Here is a 24055-nt window from a genome sequence, read left to right on the forward strand (position 1 = left end):
CCGTTATACAGGTGTTTCGATGAAACTTAACTGTTACGATTATTAATTATTAATTGTTAATTATTAATTAACTAATTAGTTGAAGCAATGATCAGCGATATAACATTACCATTCTATCAATATATCCTGGAAGGGGGTAACGGGCTTACGCCAAAGGACGATGCGCTGCACGCGCTGCGTCAGGAGGCGCTGACAAGGTTCAGAAGCCTGGGGCTGCCCGACCTGAAAACGGAAGCCTGGCGAAACACCAACATACAACGGATACTGAAGGAACAGCCTTTCATCCTGCAACAGCAGGCGTTCCCGGTAACTGCAGACCAGGTGGCGCCTGCTTTCATCCCGGGCCTCTCCTGCTATACGGCCGTGCTGGTAAACGGGCACCTGCAGCCGGAACTGTCCGAGCTGCCCGCTGCCAAAGACGTGACCGTCAGTAAACTCAGCGATGCCGTGCAGCAAAGCGGTTTCCAGGCCTTTTTCGACAAGCACCCGCACCTGGCGGAGCAGCCTTTTGCCGCGCTGAACACCGCCCTGTTTGCCGACGGGCTTTTCCTGGAACTGAAGGCTAACGCCGTACTGGACAAGCCGCTGCATATCGTACATATTTATACCGTAACGCAGCATGCCTTCCTACAGCCCCGCCACCTGTGGATCGCGCATCCGCACGCGCAGGCTACCGTAATTGAAAGTTCCCTGGGACTGCATCCCGATGCCGTGGCCTTTGTGAATGGCGTGAGCGAGATCGTGCTGGAGGAGAATGCGGAGCTGTGGCACTACAACCTGCAGAACATGGCGGAGAACAGCCGCCACGTGCACCAAACGGCCGCCAGGCAGCAAACCTACAGCCGTTACCATCACTATAACTTCACCTTGCCCCATGCCACCCTGGTGCGCAACAACCTCAGCGTGGCGCTGAACGGCAGCTATACGGAAACAGACTTGCACGGCCTGTACCTGGCTACCGGCCAGCAGCATGTGGACAATCATACTTTTGTGGACCACCTGGTGCCCAACTGCAACAGCAACGAGCTGTACAAAGGCGTGCTGCTGGACAATGCCGACGGCGTGTTCACCGGCCGCATACACGTGCACCAGGATGCGCAGAAGACCAACGCTTTCCAGCAGAACAACAACCTGCTGCTGAGCGACAAGGCCAATATCAATTCCCAGCCGCAACTGGAAATATACGCCGACGATGTGAAATGCAGCCACGGCTTTACCGTAGGTCAGTTCAGCGAAGAATCGCTGTTCTACCTCCGCTCCCGCGGCATTGGCGCAGAAGCCGCCAGAACGCTGCTGGTAAATGCCTTTGCCTTTGACATCACGGACCAGGTGCATATCCCGGCCCTGCAACAGCACCTGACGGAGCAGATCCAGCAATATGTGAGCCGGGAAACAATTAGTAATTAATAATTAAAAATGAATAATTAATAATCGTATCAATAATACCCTCACAGCTCACTTGTGTAACGGATATTATTAATTGTCAGTTATTCATTATTAATGCAACGAAAGCATGAACCATATATCAGCAATAGCACCCCCGTTGGACGTAGCGCGTATAAGAAAGGATTTCCCGCTGTTGCAGCAGGCCACTGTGTACGGCCTGCCGCTGGTATACCTTGATAATGCCGCCACTACCCAGAAACCACAGGTAGTGCTGGATACGCTGGAACAATATTACACCGGCTACAACAGCAACGTGCACCGCGGCGTGCACCAGTTGAGCCAGCAGGCTACAGAAGCCTATGAGCTGGCCCGTAAAACGGTGGCCGCCTATCTCAATGCGGAGCATACACAGGAGATCATTTTTACCAAGGGCACCACGGACAGCATTAACCTGGTGGCCAGCAGCTACGGCCGCAAATTCCTGCAGCCGGGCGATGCGGTGCTGATCTCCGCCATGGAGCACCATTCCAACATCGTGCCCTGGCAAATGATCTGTGAAGAGCGGGGCGCCGAGCTGAAAGTGATCCCCATCAACGAGCGCGGTGAGCTGCGCATGGATGCTTTCAGCCAACTGCTGGACGAGCGCGTGAAGATCGTGGCCGTTACCTGCGTGTCCAATACCCTGGGCACCATCAATCCCGTAAAGGATATCATCGCCCAGGCCCATGCCCGCAACATACCCGTACTGCTGGACGCCGCGCAGGGTGTGCAGCATATGGCCATAGACGTGCAGGAGCTGCAGCCGGATTTCCTGGCCTTTTCCGGGCACAAGATCTACGGGCCTACCGGTATCGGCGTGCTGTACGGCAAACAGGAATGGCTGGAAAAGATGCCTCCCTACCAGGGCGGTGGCGACATGATCAAGACCGTTACCTTTGCCAGGACCACTTATAATGAGCTGCCTTACAAGTTTGAAGCAGGCACCCCGCACGTGGCCGGCGCCATTGGCCTGGAAGCTGCGCTGAACTATGTAAAGCTGGTAGGTATTGACAAGATACAGCAATGGGAAGAGCAACTGCAGGACTATGCGCTGCAGGCCCTGCAGCAGGTAGAAGGACTGCGCCTGATAGGCCAGGCCGCCCACCGTGCCGCTTCCATTTCCTTCCTGGTAGGCGATATCCACCCCTACGACCTGGGCGAACTGCTGGACAAGCAGGGCATAGCGGTGCGCACCGGCCACCACTGCACGGAGCCGTTGATGGACCTGTTCGGGATACCCGGCACGGTACGTGCGTCCCTGTCCATGTACAATACCTTTGAAGATATAGACAAGCTGGTAGCAGCCGTGCACAAGGCCGCCGCCATGCTGAGATAAACAAGCGCGCATGACGATCAAAGAAAAACAGGACGAGCTGATAGCGGACTTTTCCCTGATGGAGAACTGGATGGATAAATACGAATATATTATTCAACTGGGAAAAGAACTGCCGCTGATAGACGAGCAATATAAAACAGACGATAACCTGATCAAGGGCTGCCAGTCAAGGGTATGGCTGCACACAGAACTGAAGGACGGGAAACTGTTCTTTACCGGCGACAGCGATGCCGTGATCACCAAGGGACTGGTCAGCCTCATGATATCCGCCCTGTCCGGGCATACACCTAAGGAAATAGCCGAAACCGAGATTTATTTCATTGACGCCATCGGCCTGCGCAATCACCTGTCCCCCACCCGCTCCAACGGGCTGCTCAGCATGCTGAAGCAGATGAAAATGTACGCAGTAGCCTATATGGCCAAACAAGCTAACTGATCATGGAAGCAGCACAAACACTCAGGGATAAGATAGAAGCCACGCTCAGAACCGTATATGACCCGGAAATACCGGTGAATATCTTTGAGCTGGGACTGGTATACGAAATCAAGATCGGAGATGCAGGAAGGGTCAACATTATCATGACCCTCACGGCGCCGGGCTGCCCCGTGGCCGGCGACATTGTGATGGAAGTGGACCAGAAAGTGCGCGCCATAGAAGGCGTATCCGATGTGGATGTACACCTCACCTTTGATCCGCCCTGGACCAAAGACATGATGACCGAAGAAGCCCGGCTGGAGCTGGGATTCATGTAATACATATTTATTTTCATATAGTAGTATAATTTCATATCTTTGCGCGTTCACAAGAGAATCGCTATACCTAAAATCAAAGTATGAAATTATTCAGATTGTTGCCCTTCGCAGTAGTGGCTTACCTGCTTTTCTGGTCCAGCTCCACTACCCTGACCTCCTGTACCACTGATGCTAATGACACCATTGTGATCAGGGATACCACTATCATCAAGGACACCGTTACCATCCGGGATACCGTTACGGTGAGAGACAGCGCCTGCCATGATGAGGAAGGGCTGATCGCCTATTATAACTTTAACGGCGGTACGCTGAAAGACAGCAGCGGAAACGGCAACCATATTGTTTTCAACAATGCTACCCCTACTACCGACCGCTTTGGCCGCGCCAACAACGCCTACCTGTTCAACGGCAGCAGCAGCTACATGCGGGTAACGCAAAATGCCGGCCTCAACCCTGCCAATATCACCATTATGGCGATTATAAAGGTGAACGGTTTTTATCCCGGCCTGTGCCATGGCAATGATATTGTTACCAAAGGCTTTGACAGGAGTGATGGCTTTTACTGCCTGCGTTTTTCTGACAATGCCGATTGTTATGCTCCTGCAGACACCAATATCCATATTTTCTACGGCGCATATGGTGACAAGATATTTACACCAACCGGAAGCTCCGCTGTAGGAGATTCTTCTTTTGTTAGAACTGGGCAATGGTATACCGTTATTTATACATATGATGGAGTGGATTCCAAGCTCTATATCAATGGCGCTTTGAAGAAAACATTCCGTCGTACAGCCGTGTTCACTCCCAATAACGCAGATGTCTACATCGGGAGAAGCGAGAACTCACAATACCCCTTCTGGTTCAATGGCGTTATTGACGAAGTACGGATCTATAACCGGGCGGTATCCGCATCCGAAGTAAGCAGGCTAAGCACGCTGCAAAACTAATTGTTGTACCAGCTTCTTGCCTCATAAAGCAGGTGTCTCATGAGTAATGAGACACCTGTTTTATTTTTTTATCTACCATCTCCCGGTGTATGTGTGCACCAATATGGTAATGGTCTGCCGCCAGCACCTCCTCGAACATGCGCGCGGCGGGCGCTGTTTTGCCCAGCCCCAGTTGCCCCAGCCCTACCAGGTACGTGCAATGCAGGCGGTTGCGCCGGTTCAGGTCATCGTCCCAAATCAGCAGGTCCGGCAGGGATACGGCAAAGTAGTCGATCTTTACCTCGTCAAACAAATGTGCTTCCCCGTAATCCACCAGTTTATTGAAGCGGCTGCGGGCTTCCTCCGTGCGCTGCAGTTGCAGCAATGCCAGGCCCTGGTAAAAGATCTTGTCCGGCTGCTGGTCATTGTAATACATGGCAGCAGAGGGTACGGAGAGGCCGGTGGCAGCGCGTTCCCAGCAGGCAGTAGCTTCATCCGTTTGTCCCAGGCCGGCATAGGCGCAGCCACTCCAGTAATCAATATCATTTTCCTGCGCACCATGCAGCTTGCCTTCACCCAGGTTATGCGGGTAGTGCCTGGCCTGCTCCAGCAGTTCCAGCGCTTTCGTATATTCAGCAGTGTTAATAGCCGCTTTGGCCATGGCCAGCAGGCTGTATACATATTGGAAGGTCACCTTGCCTTCTCCCCCTTCCCAGGGATGGAAATTACGCTGCATTAGCAGCGTGTAGGCATCAGTGTGCCTACCCAGCAGGTTGTACAGGGTGATCTTTTCCAGGTACAGGTCGTCCCTGTCCTGCACCAGGGCCGGGTATTTTTCCAGCAGCGCCAGCCGTTCGGCGGCCGGCTTGTTCAGGCGCTTGTACAACTGGTCCAGCTCCATGAGAATGCGGGCGTCGGTCTCATCCAGTGCAAAGGCTTTCTCCAGGCTGGCGGCTGCGGCCGCCGGCTGCTGCTTTTTATTGAACAGGGCCAGCGCCAGGTTGCGGTGCACCGTAGAGAGGCTGCCATCCAGTTCCCGCGACCGTTCCCAGCAGGCCATCGCCTGGTCGTATTGCCGGTAATGGTACCAGTAATTGCCCAGGTAATAAGGCGCCCGTGCATCTTCCGGGTGCTGCTGCAGGGCCAGTTGCAGGGCCAGGGCGGCTTCCTGCTGGTGCGGAAAGCAATAGTCCGGCGCGGCTTTGGCGGCCGCTTCCCAGTAGCGTTGCGCTGCCGGCCCGTCCCCGGCTTCCCAGGCAAAGGCGGCCATGAAGTACCAGGCCAGCGGGTATACCTGCGTTTGCTGGTCAATACCCGTTTGCAACAACTGCAGGGCTTCCGGGTACATACCGGCCGCCTGGTAGTCCAGCGCGTACTCCATGTAATTATGAATATTACCGCGCAGCAGGGTTTTCCATTCCTGCAGCACCTCTTCCGAACCTGTCAGCAGGTATTTTTCGTAATGCGCCCCGGCATTGAAGCGATCCAACTGCAGGGAGGCATCCGCCCATTCCAGTGCAGCGGCAGCATTGCCCTGCCTGCGCAGCACGGCTACCAGCAGGTGGCGGGTTTTGTGGTGGTGCCAGTTGGCATGCAGGGAGCGGGTAGCTTCCTCCAGCGCAGTATCCCAATGCTCCTGCAAGGCAGAGATAAGCGCCAGTTGATAATAGCCGGCGGCCTGCCAGGCGGCATTCCATACGGCTTTGTGAAAAGCCGCATAGGCTTCCGGTATGCGCTGCTGCCAGCGCAGGCACAGGCCCAGGTTATAGTATGGCTCCCCGTCGTAAGGGTTTGGGTTGCGGCCGGTCAGCGTATCGATGGCGCTGCGGAAACAGCTTTCCGCGTCCTGCAGCAGCAGGCGGCGCAGGTACCACTTGCCCAGGGCGTTGTTGCAGCGCACGTCCCCGGGATCGCGGCGCAGCCCTTCCCGGTAGTAAACCACGGGATCGTAGGTGGCATGCCGGTACTGCTCCAGGTGCAGGCCGGTCAGGTACAACTGCTCGATATGCGCGATCTCTTCCGGGGCGCGGGCGGCGCGGGCCGGCTGCGGCATAGGCTGCACCGTTTCCGGTGCGGGCTGCCAGGACAGCATGGGCTTCCCTTTTGCGTCGTATATGCTGATGCGGTAGTCCGTTGGGCGCCCGGCCTGCGGCAGGGGTACCTGCATCTCTTCGTAGCCTGCCGGCGCCAGGTCCATGATACGGTCCCATATTTCCCGGTCCTGGTAATACAGCACAGCGCGGCTTTGCGGGAAACGGCCGGTAGCATAGAGCTTCAGCGTCGCTATATCGCCGCTGAATTCAAGGTTCAGCACCAGGTCCCTGCTGGCATTCTTCACCAAGCCCACCTGGCTGTAAGGCATAAAATACTGCCGGAAACTCTTTTCCTCGTAAGGCATGAGCCAGGAAAAATCCGGCTGGTTGTCCGTATACACCCCGCACATCAGCTCTATATAAGGGCCGTCGGCATCCGTGAGGTTGCGGTCCCAGGCCTGTCCGAAATCGCTGTTGCCCCAGGTCCATTGCTTCTTACCAGGCGATACGTGATGATTGGCCACGTGCAGCAGCCCCGCCCGGGTATCGTGCTCATAGCCGCCTACAAAATCATAACCGGAGGTAATGGCCATGTAGGAAGTAGGCACGGGTATATTGCGGTAGCGGGAAATATCCACGCCGGCGGAATAATCCACCTTATAGTAAGTGCCGGTAGCTACCGGGAAACGGGATACGTCCCGCTTGCCATGATCGAACACGGCATGCACATCCGGCGGGAACACGGACTGGTAATGCTCGTTTACATGCACGGCGGGGTTGGCCCACCAGAGAAAGGTTTGGGGCAGCGGGGTGCGGTTGTACAACTGCACCTTTATTTCCAGGTAGGCCTTATCCGGGTGCAACGTGAAACCGGCCATGCCCTTGGTACGGAACATGCGTTCCAGCTCACTGCACCATACGGTAACGCTGCCATCCGGGAAATGCTCGATGGTCCAGTCCACCGGCTCATAAGTGCCGGGGCGGTGGTGCTGGGGCCAGTTAAATTCTATGCCGCCTGATATCCAGGGGCCGGTAAGGCCTACCAGCGCAGGTTTTATCACCTGGTTACAGTACACGAAATGCCGTTGCCGCACCTTGTCATACGCCTTTTGTATACGGCCGCCCAGTTGGGGCAGTATCATGATCAGCAGGTAATCATTTTCCAGGAATACCGCCTGCCATTCCTGGTCGGTCTTTTCATCCAGTATTTTCTCTACTACCGGGTACGGGTATACGGCGCCGCTGCTGCCCTGGTACACTCTTTTTTCCAGGAACACAGGATGCTTTTCAGGCTGCCCGATCCCGTAAGTAGGAATACGGACGGCCTGCTGCCAGGCTTTAACTTCCATGATGATCTGAGTTTATCTGATTAAACGGTTAATAAAGGAGAATGATAGATGTAAAATTCCAAATGTAAAATGTAAAAGCTGGTGATATGTGCAAGTAAGACAGCAAAGTCCCATGAAAGCATGTCTATAAACTTTTACATCTATCATTTTACATTTGAAATTTTACATTTTCCTTTCCTGCCGGCACAATCTCCTGCTCTATTTCCTCCAGGGTCTTTCCCTTTGTTTCCGGCAGGTAGCGCCGTATAAATATCAGGCCGGCAATGCATACCAGGCCATATCCCCAGAAGGTGCCGGATGCACCCAGTGCGCTGTTCAGCAAGGGGAAGGTATAGGTAAGCCCGAAGCTGGCGGCCCAGAGTGAAAGCGTGGCAATGGCCATCATGCCGCCCCGGAGCCGGTTGGGAAAGATCTCCGACAGTACCACCCAGGTGACCGGCGCCAGCGACATGGCGTAGCAGGCAATGGCCAGCACCACCAGCAGCAACAAGGGCCAGCCGCTGAAATGCATATAATACAGGGCGCCCATAACAGCATAGATCAATGCCAGCCCGCCGGCGCCCACCAGCATCAATGCGCGCCGCCCCCAACGGTCCACGGTGTACATGGCCACCAGGGTAAATACCAGGTTTACGCTGCCGGTGATCACGATGTTGAAAAGAATATCGGATACGCCGTAACCGGCTGCTGCAAACACCTCCTCCGCATAGTTGAATATGACGTTGATGCCGCACCACTGCTGGAAAGCCGCAATGATAACGCCCAGTACCAGTATGCGCGATACGCCGGGCTGCACCAGTTGCCGCCAGTGCACACCGCCGTCGGTATCCGCAGTTTGGGCAATAGCCGGCAGCTCCCTCCGCGCATGCGCCTCCCCGCCGATCCTGGCCAGCACCTGCCAGGCCCGGTCCATATGCTGCCGGGTAGCCAGCCAGCGCGGGCTTTCCGGCAGCCAGCAAAGTAGTAGCAGGAACAGGACCGAGGGCGCCAGCTCTGCCCAGAACATAACGCGCCAGCCGGTTTGCCCGTTCCAGGAGCGCAGGATAAAGTCATCGGCAGCGCCGGCCGGCACCGGCTCCGCTATCCACCAGTTAAAGAGCTGGGCGGCCAGTATGCCTATTACCAGTGTGAGCTGGTTGATGGACACGTATTTGCCCCGCAGGTGCGCCGGCGTTACCTCCGCAATGTACATGGGCGAAAGGTTGGACGCCAGCCCTATGCCCACACCGCCAATGATGCGGTACACGATGAAGCCGTTAAAGGAATGAGCGGCGCCCGTGCCGGCGGCAGATACCAGGAACAGCAAGGCTGACAGCATCAGCAGCTTCTTGCGGCCGTAACGGTCGCTGAGCATCCCGGAAATGGCCGCCCCGGCCAGGCAGCCGGCCAGCGCGCAGCTCATGGCCCAGCCCTGTGCGGCCGGCGCATCGGTAATGCCGAAATAACGCTCGTAAAAAGGCTTGGCCCCGCCTATCACCACCCAGTCGTAACCAAACAGGAAACCACCCATGGCGGAGATCATTGAGATGGCAAAGAGGTAGGTATGATTGTACCGTTCGTTTTTCATAACGCTGCTAAATTACACTATACCCCATGGTGCTGACAATAGAGATTCTTTTTCATTTAATGGACAATCTTATGATCCTACGCTGCCGCCTTCCTTCATCATCTTGCGCTTGCGGTACGCATTGGGCGACATGCCCATGATATGGCTGAAAAGGCGGGAGAAATAATAAGGATCCTCTATGCCTATTTTGCCGGCTATTTCCTGTATGCGCAGGTTGGTGAACTGCAGGTACTGGCAGGCCACCTGTATTTTCAGGAGGTTAAAATATTCGATCGGCGCAAAGCCGGTCCGTTTCCGGAACAGGTTGGAATAATGGGAGGCGGACAGGTGCACACAGGCGGCAATATCGGCCAGGCGCAGGGTGCGGTGGATGTTGTTCTTCATATAGCTGATGGATTCGTCCACCGCATCCTTGGGCGCATTGCCCACCGGTTCGAGCTTATCGCCAAAAGCAAAGGAATTGAGCCACTGCCACAGGCAAAGGTTTACAAAGGTCATGTTATCTGTACCGTAGCCCCGCTCCAGGTGCTGGTACATGAGATCGAACAGCCGGATGCGGTCTTCGCGGTAAGGCAACGCCTGCACATGGCGCCTGTGCCCCTGGGTAAGCAGGCCGGCAAAGTGGTTGGACAGCAGGCCGGTAAAATGCATCCAGTAGATGGTCCAGGGATGCTCCTGGTCCGCCCCGTACACATGCGGTTCCCGTGCCGGTATCAGCAGGAACTCGTTCGGGCGCACCGCCCATTTCTCCCCGCCCAGTTGCAGCCAGCCCTTCCCTTCTATGCAATAGATAAGTATATATTGTGAAACACCGTGTGTACGTTGCCGGTAGTGAAAGCGTGCTTTCGGGTAATACCCGATATCGGTAACGTACAACTGCTTTACCAGCTCATGCGCCATGCAGTTGCTGATGGCTACCCTGGGCAGCACAATGGACTGCTGGCCTTCAAAGCCTTCCTTTTTGCGGATCATAGATATTGCCCCCTTTATGAAAAAGGAAGATAATAATATTGTCCATGAATAACAAGGATAGCTGCTGGCTGCTGGCTGCCGGCTGGCAGCTAATTTAAATGGCCTGATGCTTGTGGTTAAGATCATAACCAAAACAATGCTGTTATGTTGACTTCTTTTGTTGTGCTGGGCATCCTTCTGTTAGTGGTGATCATATATATTGTGTGGCCTTACCGGAAAAATAAGGACAGCATGAAAGGGGAGTAAACAATATTCACCATTAAAACCAAATGTTATGCAAAGCAAGAAAGAGAAACCCAATGCAGGGCAGGCCGGTGGCACCAACCCCACGGCCAGGAATTTCCAGCGCCCTAATGATGAAGAAAAAGCAAAGGCGCAACGGACACCTGAAATGGAAGAGGACGATGAACCGGTACTGGACGAAACGGACCTGGAAGAAAATCACCTGACGGATGAAGAGGCTGATAACATTGAATGGGACCCCGCATCCGGGAAAAACAAAAAGCAGGATGATCAGTAACCTGCCAGGCGGCCCCGGCCGCCGTATCTGACTACCGGCACGGGTTGTAAACAGGGTCAGCATTCCTGGAAATGGGGAGCTTGTTTACAATCCGTGTTTAAAAATCCACAACCTGGCTTAGCTCATAAAACCCGCTGCCAACTGCACTTTCCGACAACCCTATGTATATCACCGAGTTAAATTGCAACGCGCTCCCCCACCATCTTCTGCGTAAAAAGAGCAGGATTTTGGTGTAGACATTTGTAAATGTAAAACCATGAAAAATCACCTTACCATCCTGGGACTGTCTATCGCCATCTGTACTTTCCTGGTTGCCCAGGGCAATATCGCAAGCCGTACCGTCAACAGCCATGGCACCCCTGCTTTCCAGCAGGACACCAGCAAGCATCACAAGGCGCAGAAAAAGAAATGGAAAAAAATGAGGGACACCTCCTACAACCGGAGCAGCAGGGACACTTCCATGATGGACACTACTGCTATTCCCCGCTGACCGTACCGTAGCATTTGTACGGCGGCATCATTAAGGCACAGTTTACTACTGTGCCTTTTTTTTATGCAGAACGTTGACGGTTGACTGTGGTAGCTTATCCGCAGTGAGTAATAAATTCATCAATAATGTAATTGATCTTTTACTTACGCCGGTACGGCTAAATGTCTCTGTGTAAACCCTTTATAAAAGCGCTGCTATGCAGGTGCCGGCAGGCGCCGCTCTCATGGCTGATATACAAACAAAAGCGTTTGGTGCTATTCTTGAAGTAGTGCTAAAACAGAGAATGCTGTAGTCATGCACCGAGCCTGTAGCAGCCATCATTAACCATAACCTTGTATGTATTATGAAAACGAGAGTAGCATTTATCAGTGATCATGCATCGCCCATTGCAGCGCTGGGCGGTATAGATACCGGCGGGCAGAATGTATATGTAGGCGAGCTGGCTTATCAGCTTACCAAAAAAGGATACGAGGTGGATATCTTCACCCGCTGGGAACATCCGCAACTGCCGCAGTGCGTGGAATGGAGAAAAGGTGTACGGGTGGTGCATATTGAGGCTGGCCCGGTACAATGTCTGCCCAAGGAACAACTGCTGCCTTTCATGGCTGCCTTCCGTGATAACATGCTGGCCTTTATCCGGGAACAGGACATCTCCTACGAGCTGATCCACGCAAACTTCTTCATGTCTGCCCAGGTGGCGATGGAACTGAAGGCCATCCTGCACATTCCTTTTGTGGTGACCTTTCATGCATTGGGGCATATCCGCAGAATTCACCAGGGCGCGCAGGACAAGTTTCCGCCGGAGCGGCTGGAGATTGAGCATGCCGCCATCCGCCAGGCGGATTATATTATTGCGGAATGCCCACAGGACCGGGACGACCTGATCCAATACTACCAGGCGCCGCCTGATAAAATACGCGTGGTGCCCTGCGGCGTAAACCCGGAAGAGCTGTACCCGGTGGACCAGCGCCTGGCCCGCATGAAGCTGAAGCTGCCGCAGGATGACACCATATTGCTGCAATTGGGACGGATGGTGCCGCGCAAGGGAGTGGACAATGTAATACAGGCTTTGCCCAGGTTGAAATATACCGGCACCCGCGTACGCCTGATCATCGTAGGCGGCGAAACGGATGTTTGCGAACAGGGCTTTAACCCGGAGATAGCGCGGCTGAAACAACTGGCCAGGGACCTGGGCGTACAGGCCTCCGTTACCTTTGCCGGCCGTAAAGGACGCGACGAGCTGAAATATTATTATGCCGCCGCCGATCTTTTTATTACCACTCCCTGGTATGAGCCTTTCGGCATTACGCCGCTGGAGGCCATGGCCTGCGGCACACCGGTAATAGGCGCAAATGTAGGCGGCATCAAATACAGCGTGCAGGACGGGAAAACCGGGCTGCTGGTACCGCCGCAGGACCCGGAAGCCCTGGCAGCCGGTATCAGCGGACTAATGCAGCGCAGGCCGGTACTGGAACAAATGGGAAAGAACGCCATCAAGCGGGTGAATGCACTGTTTACCTGGCAGCGGGTAGCCCAGCTAATGAGCCGGTTATATGAAAAAGCCATTGCCGATAATCATATATCCGTTGGCGGTAGTATGACACTCTAAAGACCATTCATGAGGAAAGCAGTTTTCATAGATAAAGACGGTACCCTGATCCCGAACGTACCCTACAATGCAGACCCGGCGCAGATAACGCTGACCCCCGGGGCGGCGGAAGCGCTGCAACTGCTGTATGCGCACGGCTACGCGCTGGTGGTTATTTCCAACCAGGCAGGCATTGCGCACGGGTATTTCGGGGATAAGGATATGCAGCGGGTGATAGACAGGATCACCGGCCTGCTGCGCTGGAATGATATAAGGCTGGATGGATTTTTCTACTGCCCCCATCACCCGGATGGCTCCGTAAAACAGTATGCTATTGATTGCAGTTGCCGCAAACCCAAGCCGGGTATGTTGCTGAAAGCGGCCGGCATACTGGGCATTGACCTGGACCAGTCATGGATGATAGGAGATATCCTTCACGACGTAGAAGCCGGTAACCGTGCAGGCTGCCGTACCGTACTGCTGGATAATGGAAATGAAACAGAGTGGCTCATTAACCGTTACCGGCGTCCGCTGTTCATAGCAGAAGGCCTGGTAGAAGCGGCTCAGTTAATAATTAAGAATTAATAATTAATAATGAATAATACACGGAACACTGCGGTTTCAATAAAGCACCTGTGTAGCGGATATTATTAATTCTTATTTATTCATTATTAATTAAACAAGAAACCATGCATAAAGAGCTGATCACAAAATTCCTGCAGCCCACCATCCTGGTGATCGGGGACCTGGTGCTGGATGTATACCTTAAAGGCGCCAGCACCCGGCTTACACCGGAAGCGCCGGTGCCGGTAGTGGATATCAGTACCAGGACCACCGTGCCCGGTGGCGGAGCCAACACGGCCATGAATGTAAGGCACCTCGGGGCCAATGTCACCTTCTGCAGCGTAAGCGGACAGGATGAAGACGGCGCCCGCGCCACATCGCTGCTGGAAACGGCCGGCATCCAGAGCAGGATATTGCAATGCCCGGACCGGAGCACCATTGTAAAGACCCGGGTAATGGCCGGCAACCAGTTGCTGACCCGCTATGACAGCGGCACAGAAACACCGGTAGGGCGGGAAACCGAACGGGCTTTCATCCGCCTGCTGCAACGGGAATTTCCCCGGCATGACGCCATTCTCATTGCCGACTATGGCAAAGGCGTGATCACACCGGCGGTTATCAGCGCCCTGCAAACACTGAACCGGCAGCACAAGAAATTCCTGGCAGTGGATTCCAAACGCCTGGAATGCTTTAAGAGCCTCTCCCCTTCCCTGGTGAAGCCCAATTACCAGGAAGCGGTGCAGTTGCTGGGGCTGCATGTGCAGCACCATTGCCGGGCGCAGCAGATCAGCAACCTGGGCGCGGAGCTGTATGCCCGCACCGGCGCCGCTATTACCGCGGTAACGCTGGATGAAGAAGGCGCAGTGATATTTACCGGCAACCAGCCGGCTTACTGCTGCGGCGCGCAACCGGTAATGCATCCCAATGTAGCCGGCGCAGGCGATGCCTACATCAGCACTTTTACACTGGCCTGCCTGGCCGGCGCCGATATACCGGCCGCAGCAGAACTGTCCGCCACCGCCGCAGCCGTAGCCATTGGCAAAAGCAGCACCGCCTGCTGCACCTGGCAAGAGCTGCATGCATCCCTTTCCGTGCATGATAAGTACCTCACCGATCTCCCGCTGTTGCAGCACCTGACCGGCATGTACAAAGCACAGGGTAAAAAGATCGTATTCACCAACGGCTGCTTCGATATCCTGCACAGCGGGCATGTGAGCTACCTGGGCCGCGCCCGGGAACTGGGGCACATCCTGATGGTAGGCATCAATACCGACGAAAGTATCAGCCGGATCAAAGGCAGCGACCGGCCCATCAATCATTTGCCGGACCGGGTAGAGGTGCTGGCGGCGCTGGAAGCAGTGAACCATATTATTCCCTTTGGCAGCGAGATAGACGATACACCGATACCACTGATACAGGTGATCCAGCCGCATGTATTTGCCAAAGGCGGCGACTATACCAAGGACAGCCTGCCGGAAGCCGGGCTGGTGGAACAACTGGGCGGCGAGGTAGTGCTGCTGCCCCTGCTGCCGGGCCGGTCTACTTCCATGATCATACGCCGTATCCATACCAAGCCGGTCTTAAAACTTGCATAGCTGGACATGAACCGGATCTTATGCATACGGCTGGACAATATGGGTGACCTGATCATGAGCTCACCCGCTATCCGCGCGCTGAAAAATACTTTCCAGTGCCATATCACGGTGCTCACCTCTTCTATGGGCGCCGCAGTGACTTCCAGCATACCGGATATTGACGAGACCCTGGTGTTTGATGCGCCCTGGGTGCAGAACAATGCAGCGCCGGCAGCGCTGGACGCTTTTAACGAGGTGGTGGAACGGCTACGCCGGGGCGCTTATGATGCCGCCGTTATATTTACCGTATACAGCCAGAACCCGCAGCCCTCCATTATGCTGGCCTATATGGCCGGCATACCGTTAAGGCTGGCCTACTGCCGCGAAAATCCCTACCACCTGCTTACGCACTGGGTACCCGAAAAAGAGCCTTATGATTTTATCCGCCACCAGGTACGCCGCGACCTGGACCTGGTAGCGCAACTGGGCGCCACCGCCGCATCGGACAAGCTGGTGCTGGAAGTGCGGGAAGAGCTGTGGCCGGTTGTACAAAACAAGCTGGCGGAATGCCACCTGGCGCCGGACAGGCCCTGGATCATTCTTCATACCGGCGTGAGCGACGCCAGGCGCCAGTACCCCATGCAGCAATGGATAGATGTGGCCAAAGCGCTGCTGCAAAAGACAGATATGCAATTGCTGCTCACCGGCACTGCTGCAGAACGCGCCCAGGCCTTGCGCATCCGGCACGGCATTGGCAGGAACAGCGGCGTGTGCGTAGGCGCAGGGCTGTTTTCCCTGCCGGAATTCATTACCCTGGTGCGGCACAGCGCGCTGGTGATCTCCGTGAATACCGGCACCGTGCACATTGCCGCCGCCACCGGCACGCCCGTGCTGGTACTATACGCGCTTACCAACCCGCAGCATACGCCCTGGAAAGTGCCGGGCAAAGTATTGTATTTTGATGTGGCCCCGCAGTTGAGAAGTAAAAATGAAGTGATCCGCTACGTGTACAATCAATACCGCAATGAAGAGCTGCCGCCCGCCAGGCCGGAGTACATTGTGCAGGAGGCCATTGCCCTGCTGCAGTCCATGACGCCGGGTCACAGGTACAGCACCCGGTAACGCCAGGCTCCGTACAGGTTCCAGTAAACAGACAGGAAAGGAATAAGCATGGAAGTGACGATCATTTCCATGACATGCGGCCAGGCGCGGGAGGTATGCATGAGCCGCTTCCAGATAAACCCGGCCAGCAGCAACAGCCAGGCGGCAAAAGCGATCCAGGCTACCATGCCGGCCTGCAGCACGATAGCGGCTATCATTACCATAAAACAAATGATCATCACGTAATAGCTCCAGATGGGGCGCTGCTTGATGTTATTGCGGAAGAGGCGGGGAAATTTCTTGTACAGCAGCGCATTGAACATGGCCTTGCGCTGCTCCCGCAGGCTTACGCCCCAGGTGGCCTCGCGCACGGGGTGCACCACGATGGCTTCCGGCAGGTATTGAATAGGCACCTGCTGCTGCAGGAAACGGAACTCCAGGTCGCTGTCCTCCCGCCAGGCCAGCTCAAAGCGCTCGTCAAAACCGCCTGCCCTTTCCAGTGCCGGCCGGGTGCAAACACAGTTGGCCGTTACAAAGCGGGCCTTCTCCAACTGGGCGATGTTCCATTCATAATCCGTAGGCCGCACGGGCACGGGCACAATGATCCGGCCGCTGTAGGCCATCAGCTCCTCCCCCTGCCAGGCTTCCCATATGTTCTGCAGCCACATGGGGTCCGGCAGGCAGTCATCGTCGGTGAACGCCACCAATCGGCCCGCAGCCACTTTCCAGCCGGCATTGCGCGCGGCAGCCGGACCTTTCTTCCGGGGCAGCGGTATATATACCACGTCCAGCAAACCGGTGTGCTTCCAGGACACCACTACCTGCTTGGTGAGCAGGTCCGGGCCGTCGCTGACCACGATCACTTCAAAGGCCTCCCGGTCAAACTGTTGCCTGGCCAGCGATTTCAGGCACTCCGTCAGCAACAGCGGTCTGCAAAAAGTGGGGATTACGATGGTTATTTTCTTTTCCATAACAGGTCAGATTGAAGCACCTTGTTTTTTTTCCACCAGGAAACTGCCAATGACCAGCGCGTCAAAAGGCGATGACCAGAAGCATTCCAGCGCATCGCGCGGCGTGCATACGATCGGTTTTCCCAGCGTGTTAAAGGAGGTATTGATCAGCACCGGCACCCCGGTGCGTTCTTCAAATGCCTTCAGCAGGTCATAATAACGGGGATGCTGCTGCCGGTTGATGGTCTGTATGCGCGCAGTGCCGTCCACATGGCATACGGCGGGGATGCGCGCTTTTTTATCCGGCTTTACCTTGTATACGAACAGCATAAAGGGAGAATAATCCGCCTGCTCAAACCAGTCCGGCGCCGCTTCTTCCAGCACTACGGGCGCTACGGGGCGAAAGTCCTCCCGGTCCTTTACCTCGTTCAGCCGGGCCTGCATATCGGCCGATATGGGAGACGCCAGTATGGATCGGCTGCCCAGGGCGCGCGGACCAAATTCCATGCGTCCCTGGAACCAGCCGATGATCCTGTTTTCCGCCAGCAGGGTGGCAGTTTCGCCGGCTACATCCTGCATACGGCGGTAAGGCACCTTGGCCCAGTCCAGGAAGCGCGCTATTTCGGCATCATCATAATCCGGCCCCCAGTAGGCATGGTCCATCTGAAAGCGGCGGCCTGCTCCCGGCCGCTGCTGCGCATCTATCCACAGGGCTGCGCCCAGCGCGGTGCCTGCATCGCCGGCGGCCGGCTGCACCCAGATGTTCCGGAAGATACCGGCATCCCTGATGGCGGCATTCAGCACGCAGTTCAGCGCCACGCCGCCGGCAAAGCAAAGGTTTTCCGCCTGCGTTTGCTGCTGCAGCCATTGCGCCAGCTCCAGCACCCGCTCCTGCAGCACCACCTGCAGGGAATGCGCAATATTGAAATGATGCTGCGTAAAAGGCGTACCGCGCTCCCGGGCAGGGCCGAAGCGGGCGGTGAACCGCTCGTTGCTGATGGTGTAATGACCATTGTCCGGCAACTGTATCATTTCCCGAAAATCATCTGCAAACACCGGCTTGCCATAAGAAGCCAGGGCCATTACCTTGTATTCATCAGAAGAGTGCAGGAAGCCCAGGTAGGTGGTCACCTGCTCATACAGCAGGCCCAGCGAGTGCGGCATATCCACCTGCGTAATGCGCTCCATGTTGTTGCCCGTACCCAGGTTAAAGGTAGTAGTGGCTTTTTCTCCCCGCCCGTCAATGGTCAGCACAGCGGCCTGTTCATAAGGCGAAGGCAGAAAGGCGCTGGCGGCATGGCAGAGGTGATGCTCTACAAAATGCCATTGTTCCTTTTGAAAGGAAGCGCCTTTGAAGCGCTGCTGCAAATGGTGTGGATAACCGTCCACCAATTGTCGGGGCGCATTCACAATGGAAGAAAGGAACAGCGGGTCCCAGGGCGACATCCACTTTTCCGGCACCTTGTGCGCGGAAGGCTCCAAAGGCAGGGTGATGCGGTCTTCCAGGGTATTGCGTCCGCCCAGCAGGATATACGGGTCAAAGGAATAGGCCACCTGGTCCACGTCCTTCAACTGTATGCCGGCTGTTTTCAAACAGTAATCAATAGCGTGATAAGGCAGCTCGTAAGCGGAAAAAGGCAGGGGCCTCTTGCCGTGCTTGATATGCGTGAAGCGCTCGTCTTCCACGGCGGCCAGCAAGCGGCCGTCCTTTACAATACAGGCGGCAGAATCGTGGAAGGCGGCATTAATACCCAGGGTATACATAAGCAGTGGTTTTCATTATGCAGATACATAAACTGTTCCAAATGCTTACGTTAGCCGGGCTGCTAGCGGAGCAGGCCGTCGCGCTTCATCTGTGTTAATACCGCCTCGGGGTAGTCCTGCAGGAAGCGGTCCAGGCTGCCGGGATTCACGGTTTCCGTTTGTGCGGACCACAGCAGTTGTTCGCTGTCCGCATCATAGAGATTGGTTTCAATGAAGTAGGTCTTGTCGGTGACGTAATATCCCGGCGAGTACATCACGGGATACCAGTGGGCATAGTAGGCATAAAATCCCCGGTACCACCCGAAGGCCGGCACGGGCGCGTAGCCGGCGGTACCAGGCACATAGCGGGTCTCGCTCTGCTTGTCGATCAGCGAGGTGGTGAGGATGGCGTCGGCGCCTGCAGTACGGATCTTCTGCAGCATGGCTTCCCGGGAGGGCAGGGTTTCCTGGAACCTGGGCGCAAAGTAATCTATGCTCTTCAGCGTTCGCTTATCGTAGGTGCTCAGCGCCGCTGCCAGCGCATTCTCCACCTGGGTGCGCACATTCACGTTCCGGCTCATGGCGGCTACAAAAATGTTGTCATAGCCCTGGGCGGCCGGCTTTACTTCCGGGTTCTTCCAGGCGCCGGTAATGTGGGTGGTGCTGGTGCATGCAAACAGCAGGATAAGACCTGTGAGCGCTACGATAAGCATATATGACTTTCCTTGCATGATGATGATTTTAAAAGATGAGCAGACGGTATAAGGAGCTGGCATAAGTAATTCAACCCGAATAATATAACGCCCTGCCGGGAGTAATGTTCAATTGTCAAACAACACACATACAACAAAAATGTTATACAAAATCAGCTTCCTTATGTTATTTTTGAAGCACTAACTATTCCATATTCCTTTTAACCATTTCTTATTAACCGTTTATGCCTATGAAAACTTCCAGCTTTACCGTGGCCGTAACATTTACAGCCACCCTTGCTTTTGCCGCGCTCACCGCCTTCCGCAGCAGCGATCCGGCTAATGAACGTCCTTTCCTTGCATCCATCAACAGCCATGCCAGCACCATGCGCATTGCCTATAACGGGCAGCATGCCGTGAGCCGGCTCACCCGGATACAGCGGACAGATGAGGGCGCGTATATGGATGTACGGATACCGGTATACGAGCAGGGACGCCTGGTGCGCACGCTGGCTACCGACGAGGAGAACAGCAGCGACGGCCGCATCTTCTCCTCATTCGTATATACGCAGGACCAGCAGCGCATTGCCAGGATCAATTACTACCGGGACGAAGATGTGCAGGGCTATGATTCCCTGGTGTACGATAACCAGGGCCGGATCAGCGCCCGCTATTTTTACAACCGCAACGCGGAAGGCGTGTTTGAGAGCCATAATTACCAGGCCTATACCTGGAACGATGCAGGGAACGTGAGCAGGATGGACAACTACGGCCGCATGGCGGCTGGCGGCAACTTCACGCTAAGCTCTACGGTCACCTACACGTATGACCAGCAGCCGAACCCGCAGAAGCAGGTAGCCGGCCTGTGCTACATTACCGATATACTGCCGGCCTTTTTATCGGCCAATAACATATTGACGGAGCAACTCAGCCATGCCGGCACCGACAGCCGGTTGACCAACACGTATACCTATACGTACAATGCGGCGGATTATCCCGTGAGCATCACTGCCCGGTATGGCGCAAACGGTCCGCAGGAAACTACCGAGCTAAGGTATCAATAGACCAATAGGTACCAACGGGGGGACTTTCTTTTTTTAATCCTGCGCTTTCTTAAAGAAGGCGGCCAGCCTTTTGTCGCTGCCAGCCACCCAAATGATGTCGCCTTCCTGTAATATGGTGGTGGACTCCGGGTTGAGAATGCGCTGACCGCTGCGCTCTATGCCCAGTATCATACCCTGGGTCTGCTCGCGGATGCCGGCTTCGCGGATACTTTTATTGTACAGGGGCATTTCCTTTTTAATAAGATAGCGGCGCAGCACGATATCGTGCGCGGGCATCATTTTATCCGCGCGGCTGCCGTCTGCCTCCTCCAGGAAGCGGAACAGCCGGCTGATCTGCTCATCCGTACCAATTACGGTCACTACATCGCCGGGATACAGGCGCTCGTCTTTCCCGGGAGCCGCGTATTGCTGGTCGCCCCGCCGGATCAGCACGATATTGGCCCCGAACCTTTCCCGCAAAGCCAGCTCCTGCAGGCTTTTACCAATGGCCGGCGACACCGGCTGTATCTCTATTACGGCCAGGTGGGCATCCCAGGGCGCCAGCACCTGCTTGTTGATGCTGCCCACGCGGGTTTCCCTTTCATTGAAATTGGAGAAAAAACGTTCCTCTATCTTGCTGTAGAAATCCTGCAGCCTGCGGCGGAAAAGCAGCAGCAGGGCCAGTATGCCCAGGGTTACCAGCAGGGCCACCGCGGTGGAAAAGAACTGCTCCACGGAAAAGCCGATAAAGAACACGGCTACGATTATACGTAATAAGCGCAGCAGCAGCAGCGGGCCGCGGTACTTCTTCTGCTGCCAGATATTGGCGGACTCCTGGCTGCTCACACCCCGGAAGGCCAGCGCCCACAGGAAGGGAGATAACACGATAAGCGTTACCAGCGCCGTGGCGATCCTCATCCAGTTGCTGTCTTCAGGGGTGGCATTTACCATTGGCAGCACGTAATAAGCCAATAACAGCACAATAGCGATAATGATCACGGAGAACAGCACGATATTGATAAAATACGAGCGCAGCAACTGCTTCCAGTCACTCACCACGGCAATGGTCTGGGTGGCCGCACTGTAGCGGTTCAGCGTGGTTTTCCACTTATGCGGCAGCATGGCAGCTATACGGTTGTAGACCGGCTCGGATAAACGGATGAGGTAGGGCGTTGTAAAAGTAGTAACGGCAGACACGGCCACCGCCACAGGGTACAGGAAACCGCTGGTCACCTTCAGCGTAAGCCCCAGGGTGGCAATGATAAAAGAGAATTCCCCTATCTGCGCCAGGCTCATACCGGCCTGCACGGAAGGTTTTAAGGGCTGCCCGGCCGTCAAGGCGCCAATAGTGGTGCTCAGCAATTTGCCGACAATAGTAATGACCGTAATAATGACCACCGGCCCTATATAACGCAGGATCATGGCGGGGTCTATCAGCATGCCTACGGATACGAAGAATACAGCGCCGAACAGCTCTTTCACCGGTTTTACCAGGTGCTCAATTTTCTCGGCCTGCGTGGTTTCCGCCAGTATGGAGCCCATTACAAAAGCGCCCAGCGCGGGGGAAAAGCCGGCCTGCGTGGCCAGCACCACCATGCCCAGGCAAAGCCCGATGGAGGTGACCAGCAGCGTTTCCTCGTTCATGAGCTTACGTGTACGCTGCAATAAAGTGGGCAGGAAAAAAATGCCCGCCACAAACCATACGATGAGAAAGAACAGCAGCTTTACGATGGAGCCCAGCATTTCCATACCGGCAAACTCGCGGCTGGCAGCCAGCGTGGAAAGCAGCACCAGCAGCACGATGGCCACCAGGTCTTCCACCACCAGTATGCCGAACACCAGGCCGGCAAACTGCTGGCCTTTTACTCCCAGCTCGTCAAACGCGCGGATGATAATGGTAGTGGAGGAAACGGAAAGGATGCCGCCCAGGAAAATACTGTCCATGGCCGACCAGCCCAGCAGGCGGCCGGCCGCGTATCCCAGCAGGAGCATAATGACCACTTCTATTACGGCGGTAATGGAAGCGGCGCCACCTACTTTCATGAGCTTCTTGAAACTGAACTCCAGGCCCAGGCTGAACAGCAGGAAGATCACGCCTATCTCGGACCAGGTCTGGATATTATGTTCGTCTGTAACGGTAGGGATCAGGGACACATGCGGCCCCACCAGCAGGCCGGCTACAATGTAGCCCAGTACCAGCGGTTGCCGCAGTCTTTTGAAAATAAGCGTAGTAATGGCGGCAGCAGCCAGTATTAAAGCCAGGTCTGTAATAAGCGGCGGAATGTGCATGCGGGAAAAATAATTAATAATTAAGAATTAACAATTAATAATCGTAGGAGTAGTGTTTCGTGAGACACTTGTGTTACAGAAATTATTAATTATTAATTATTAACGTGTTGTGCTATTAAAAAGGCAAGTTGTATTTTAACAATAAATATATGTAGCTCAATGAAATAAAAAATGTTGTGCAATCGTCCTGGTAAGTAACCACACAAACCAGAACGATAGATGCACAACATCCGCACGAATTTCAGGAAATTCTACAGCATTTGCAAAGAGCTCTTTGAAAAAGAAGTAAATAGTCGGAACAATTTTCAATTCTATCCAGTTGCACCCAAGATGAACGATTTACAGATCGTTGCACTTTCTTGTTGTATGGAAGCCCTGGGCATTGATTCCGAAAATTTACTCTGGAGTAAGTTGAAGACCGATTATGCTGACCAGTTTCCCCACCTGATTGATCGAAGCCGTTTTAACCGTCGTCGCAGACGTCTGACAGCGGTTATCGAACGTGTACAAGGCCATGTAGGACAGCATTTGGAACATCTGAGTCAGACAATGATCGTGGACAGTATCCCGGTTCCTGTAATAAAGATGGTAAGGGAAAAGTCCTTCCGATCCTTTAAACAGGATTTTGAAACCGCACCGGCTAAAGCTTACAGTGCCATAAACAGAAGTTGGTATATTGGCTACAAATTACATCTGATCATCTATGATAACGGTGTTATTCAGCAGGCCGGTATCACCAAAGCCAATATCCATGATATCAACTTCCTGAAGGATCTGGATGCTTTACCTGAACAGAAAGTAATGTTAGGTGATCGTGCCTATATCTCTAAAACGGTTCAAATGGATTTGTTTGATCATTACCAGGTTAAGTTAAACGTTCCTTTTCGAGTCAATCAGCATAACTACAGAAAGTATCCCAAGAAGAACCGGTCGAAACGACAGATGGTAGAAACGGTATTTGCACAGTTATGTGATCAATTCCATTTGCGAAGAAACTACGCTAAATCATTTACAGGATTAGCTGCCAGGTTGACTTCCAAGCTATCGGCAACCTCCTTACTCCAGTTTATCAATTTTAAAAATGGTCTCAAAATTTCAAAGATCAAACACACTTTATGTTTTTAATAGCACAACACGTTA

Annotated in this window: 20 protein-coding genes; 13 read left to right on the top strand and 7 right to left on the bottom strand. The window is 54.4% G+C overall.

Going from position 1 to position 24055, the window contains the following annotated elements; genetic code table 11:
- Window positions 1–87: 87 nt before the first annotated feature.
- The 5 genes from sufD to LX66_RS25940 all read left to right on the top strand — a co-directional run bounded on the left by sufD (window position 88) and on the right by LX66_RS25940 (window position 4461).
- On the top strand, window positions 88–1407 hold the full coding sequence (gene sufD / locus LX66_RS25920; protein ID WP_145718924.1) for a Fe-S cluster assembly protein SufD: 1320 nt from the start codon (window positions 88–90) through the stop codon (window positions 1405–1407).
- 106 nt (window positions 1408–1513) lie between these two features.
- Complete coding sequence (locus LX66_RS25925) at window positions 1514–2761, top strand: aminotransferase class V-fold PLP-dependent enzyme (RefSeq protein WP_145718926.1); 1248 nt, start codon at window positions 1514–1516, stop codon at window positions 2759–2761.
- 10 nt (window positions 2762–2771) lie between these two features.
- The gene (locus LX66_RS25930) at window positions 2772–3197 is read left to right on the top strand and encodes a SufE family protein (protein ID WP_145718928.1); all 426 of its coding nucleotides are present in this window, start codon (window positions 2772–2774) and stop codon (window positions 3195–3197) included.
- Window positions 3198–3199: 2 nt separating this feature from the next.
- Window positions 3200–3514, top strand: a complete 315-nt coding sequence (locus tag LX66_RS25935) for a DUF59 domain-containing protein (protein WP_145718930.1) — start codon at window positions 3200–3202, stop codon at window positions 3512–3514.
- An 80-nt stretch (window positions 3515–3594) separates the two neighbouring features.
- On the top strand, window positions 3595–4461 hold the full coding sequence (locus LX66_RS25940; RefSeq protein WP_145718932.1) for a LamG domain-containing protein: 867 nt from the start codon (window positions 3595–3597) through the stop codon (window positions 4459–4461).
- Between the two features lie 37 nt (window positions 4462–4498).
- On the opposite strand, the gene LX66_RS25945 is transcribed toward LX66_RS25940, so the two are convergent.
- The 3 genes from LX66_RS25945 to LX66_RS25955 all read right to left on the bottom strand — a co-directional run bounded on the left by LX66_RS25945 (window position 4499) and on the right by LX66_RS25955 (window position 10361).
- The gene (locus LX66_RS25945) at window positions 4499–7822 is read right to left on the bottom strand and encodes a DUF5107 domain-containing protein (RefSeq protein ID WP_145718934.1); all 3324 of its coding nucleotides are present in this window, start codon (window positions 7820–7822) and stop codon (window positions 4499–4501) included.
- Window positions 7823–7970: 148 nt separating this feature from the next.
- A complete protein-coding gene (locus LX66_RS25950; RefSeq protein WP_145718936.1) occupies window positions 7971–9389 on the bottom strand; it encodes a sugar porter family MFS transporter in 1419 nt (472 codons plus the stop codon).
- A 69-nt stretch (window positions 9390–9458) separates the two neighbouring features.
- Window positions 9459–10361, bottom strand: coding sequence for an AraC family transcriptional regulator (locus LX66_RS25955; RefSeq protein WP_244620516.1), 903 nt, complete (start codon window positions 10359–10361; stop codon window positions 9459–9461).
- Between the two features lie 274 nt (window positions 10362–10635).
- On the opposite strand from LX66_RS25955, the gene LX66_RS25960 reads away from it, so the two are divergent.
- The 6 genes from LX66_RS25960 (at window position 10636) to LX66_RS25985 (ending at window position 16219) form a co-directional block, all read left to right on the top strand.
- A complete protein-coding gene (locus LX66_RS25960) occupies window positions 10636–10881 on the top strand; it encodes a hypothetical protein (RefSeq protein ID WP_145718938.1) in 246 nt (81 codons plus the stop codon).
- A gap of 256 nt (window positions 10882–11137) precedes the next feature.
- A complete protein-coding gene (locus tag LX66_RS25965) occupies window positions 11138–11371 on the top strand; it encodes a hypothetical protein (protein WP_145718940.1) in 234 nt (77 codons plus the stop codon).
- Between the two features lie 343 nt (window positions 11372–11714).
- On the top strand, window positions 11715–12980 hold the full coding sequence (locus LX66_RS25970) for a glycosyltransferase family 4 protein (protein WP_145718942.1): 1266 nt from the start codon (window positions 11715–11717) through the stop codon (window positions 12978–12980).
- A gap of 9 nt (window positions 12981–12989) precedes the next feature.
- Window positions 12990–13544: a D-glycero-alpha-D-manno-heptose-1,7-bisphosphate 7-phosphatase gene (locus tag LX66_RS25975; RefSeq protein ID WP_145718944.1), complete on the top strand. Its 555-nt coding sequence runs from the start codon at window positions 12990–12992 to the stop codon at window positions 13542–13544.
- A gap of 104 nt (window positions 13545–13648) precedes the next feature.
- Complete coding sequence (locus tag LX66_RS25980; protein ID WP_145718946.1) at window positions 13649–15118, top strand: PfkB family carbohydrate kinase; 1470 nt, start codon at window positions 13649–13651, stop codon at window positions 15116–15118.
- Window positions 15119–15124: 6 nt separating this feature from the next.
- Window positions 15125–16219: a glycosyltransferase family 9 protein gene (locus tag LX66_RS25985; RefSeq protein ID WP_145718948.1), complete on the top strand. Its 1095-nt coding sequence runs from the start codon at window positions 15125–15127 to the stop codon at window positions 16217–16219.
- Here LX66_RS25985 and LX66_RS25990 read toward each other — a convergent pair.
- The 3 genes from LX66_RS25990 to LX66_RS26000 form a co-directional block, all read right to left on the bottom strand.
- The gene (locus tag LX66_RS25990) at window positions 16198–17169 is read right to left on the bottom strand and encodes a glycosyltransferase family 2 protein (protein ID WP_145718950.1); all 972 of its coding nucleotides are present in this window, start codon (window positions 17167–17169) and stop codon (window positions 16198–16200) included. The two genes, LX66_RS25985 and LX66_RS25990, sit on opposite strands and share 22 nt — an antisense overlap.
- 6 nt (window positions 17170–17175) lie before the next feature.
- Entirely contained in the window at window positions 17176–18912 is a 1737-nt protein-coding gene (locus LX66_RS25995; protein WP_145718952.1) for a carbamoyltransferase family protein, read from the bottom strand.
- Window positions 18913–18974: 62 nt separating this feature from the next.
- On the bottom strand, window positions 18975–19622 hold the full coding sequence (locus tag LX66_RS26000; RefSeq protein WP_145718954.1) for a DUF4136 domain-containing protein: 648 nt from the start codon (window positions 19620–19622) through the stop codon (window positions 18975–18977).
- A 212-nt stretch (window positions 19623–19834) separates the two neighbouring features.
- On the opposite strand from LX66_RS26000, the gene LX66_RS26005 reads away from it, so the two are divergent.
- On the top strand, window positions 19835–20647 hold the full coding sequence (locus LX66_RS26005; protein ID WP_145718956.1) for a hypothetical protein: 813 nt from the start codon (window positions 19835–19837) through the stop codon (window positions 20645–20647).
- Between the two features lie 33 nt (window positions 20648–20680).
- Here the strand turns inward: LX66_RS26005 and LX66_RS26010 are convergent, their stop codons facing one another.
- Window positions 20681–22915 (bottom strand): cation:proton antiporter domain-containing protein, encoded by a 2235-nt coding sequence (locus tag LX66_RS26010; RefSeq protein WP_145718958.1) that lies wholly within the window; start codon window positions 22913–22915, stop codon window positions 20681–20683.
- 219 nt (window positions 22916–23134) lie between these two features.
- On the opposite strand from LX66_RS26010, the gene LX66_RS26015 reads away from it, so the two are divergent.
- Window positions 23135–24040 carry an IS982 family transposase gene (locus LX66_RS26015; RefSeq protein WP_145715802.1) on the top strand — a complete coding sequence of 302 codons (906 nt, stop codon included), beginning with the start codon at window positions 23135–23137 and terminating at the stop codon, window positions 24038–24040.
- Window positions 24041–24055 lie beyond the last annotated feature (15 nt).

The organism is Chitinophaga japonensis, assembly GCF_007830125.1.
Taxonomy (GTDB): domain Bacteria; phylum Bacteroidota; class Bacteroidia; order Chitinophagales; family Chitinophagaceae; genus Chitinophaga; species Chitinophaga japonensis.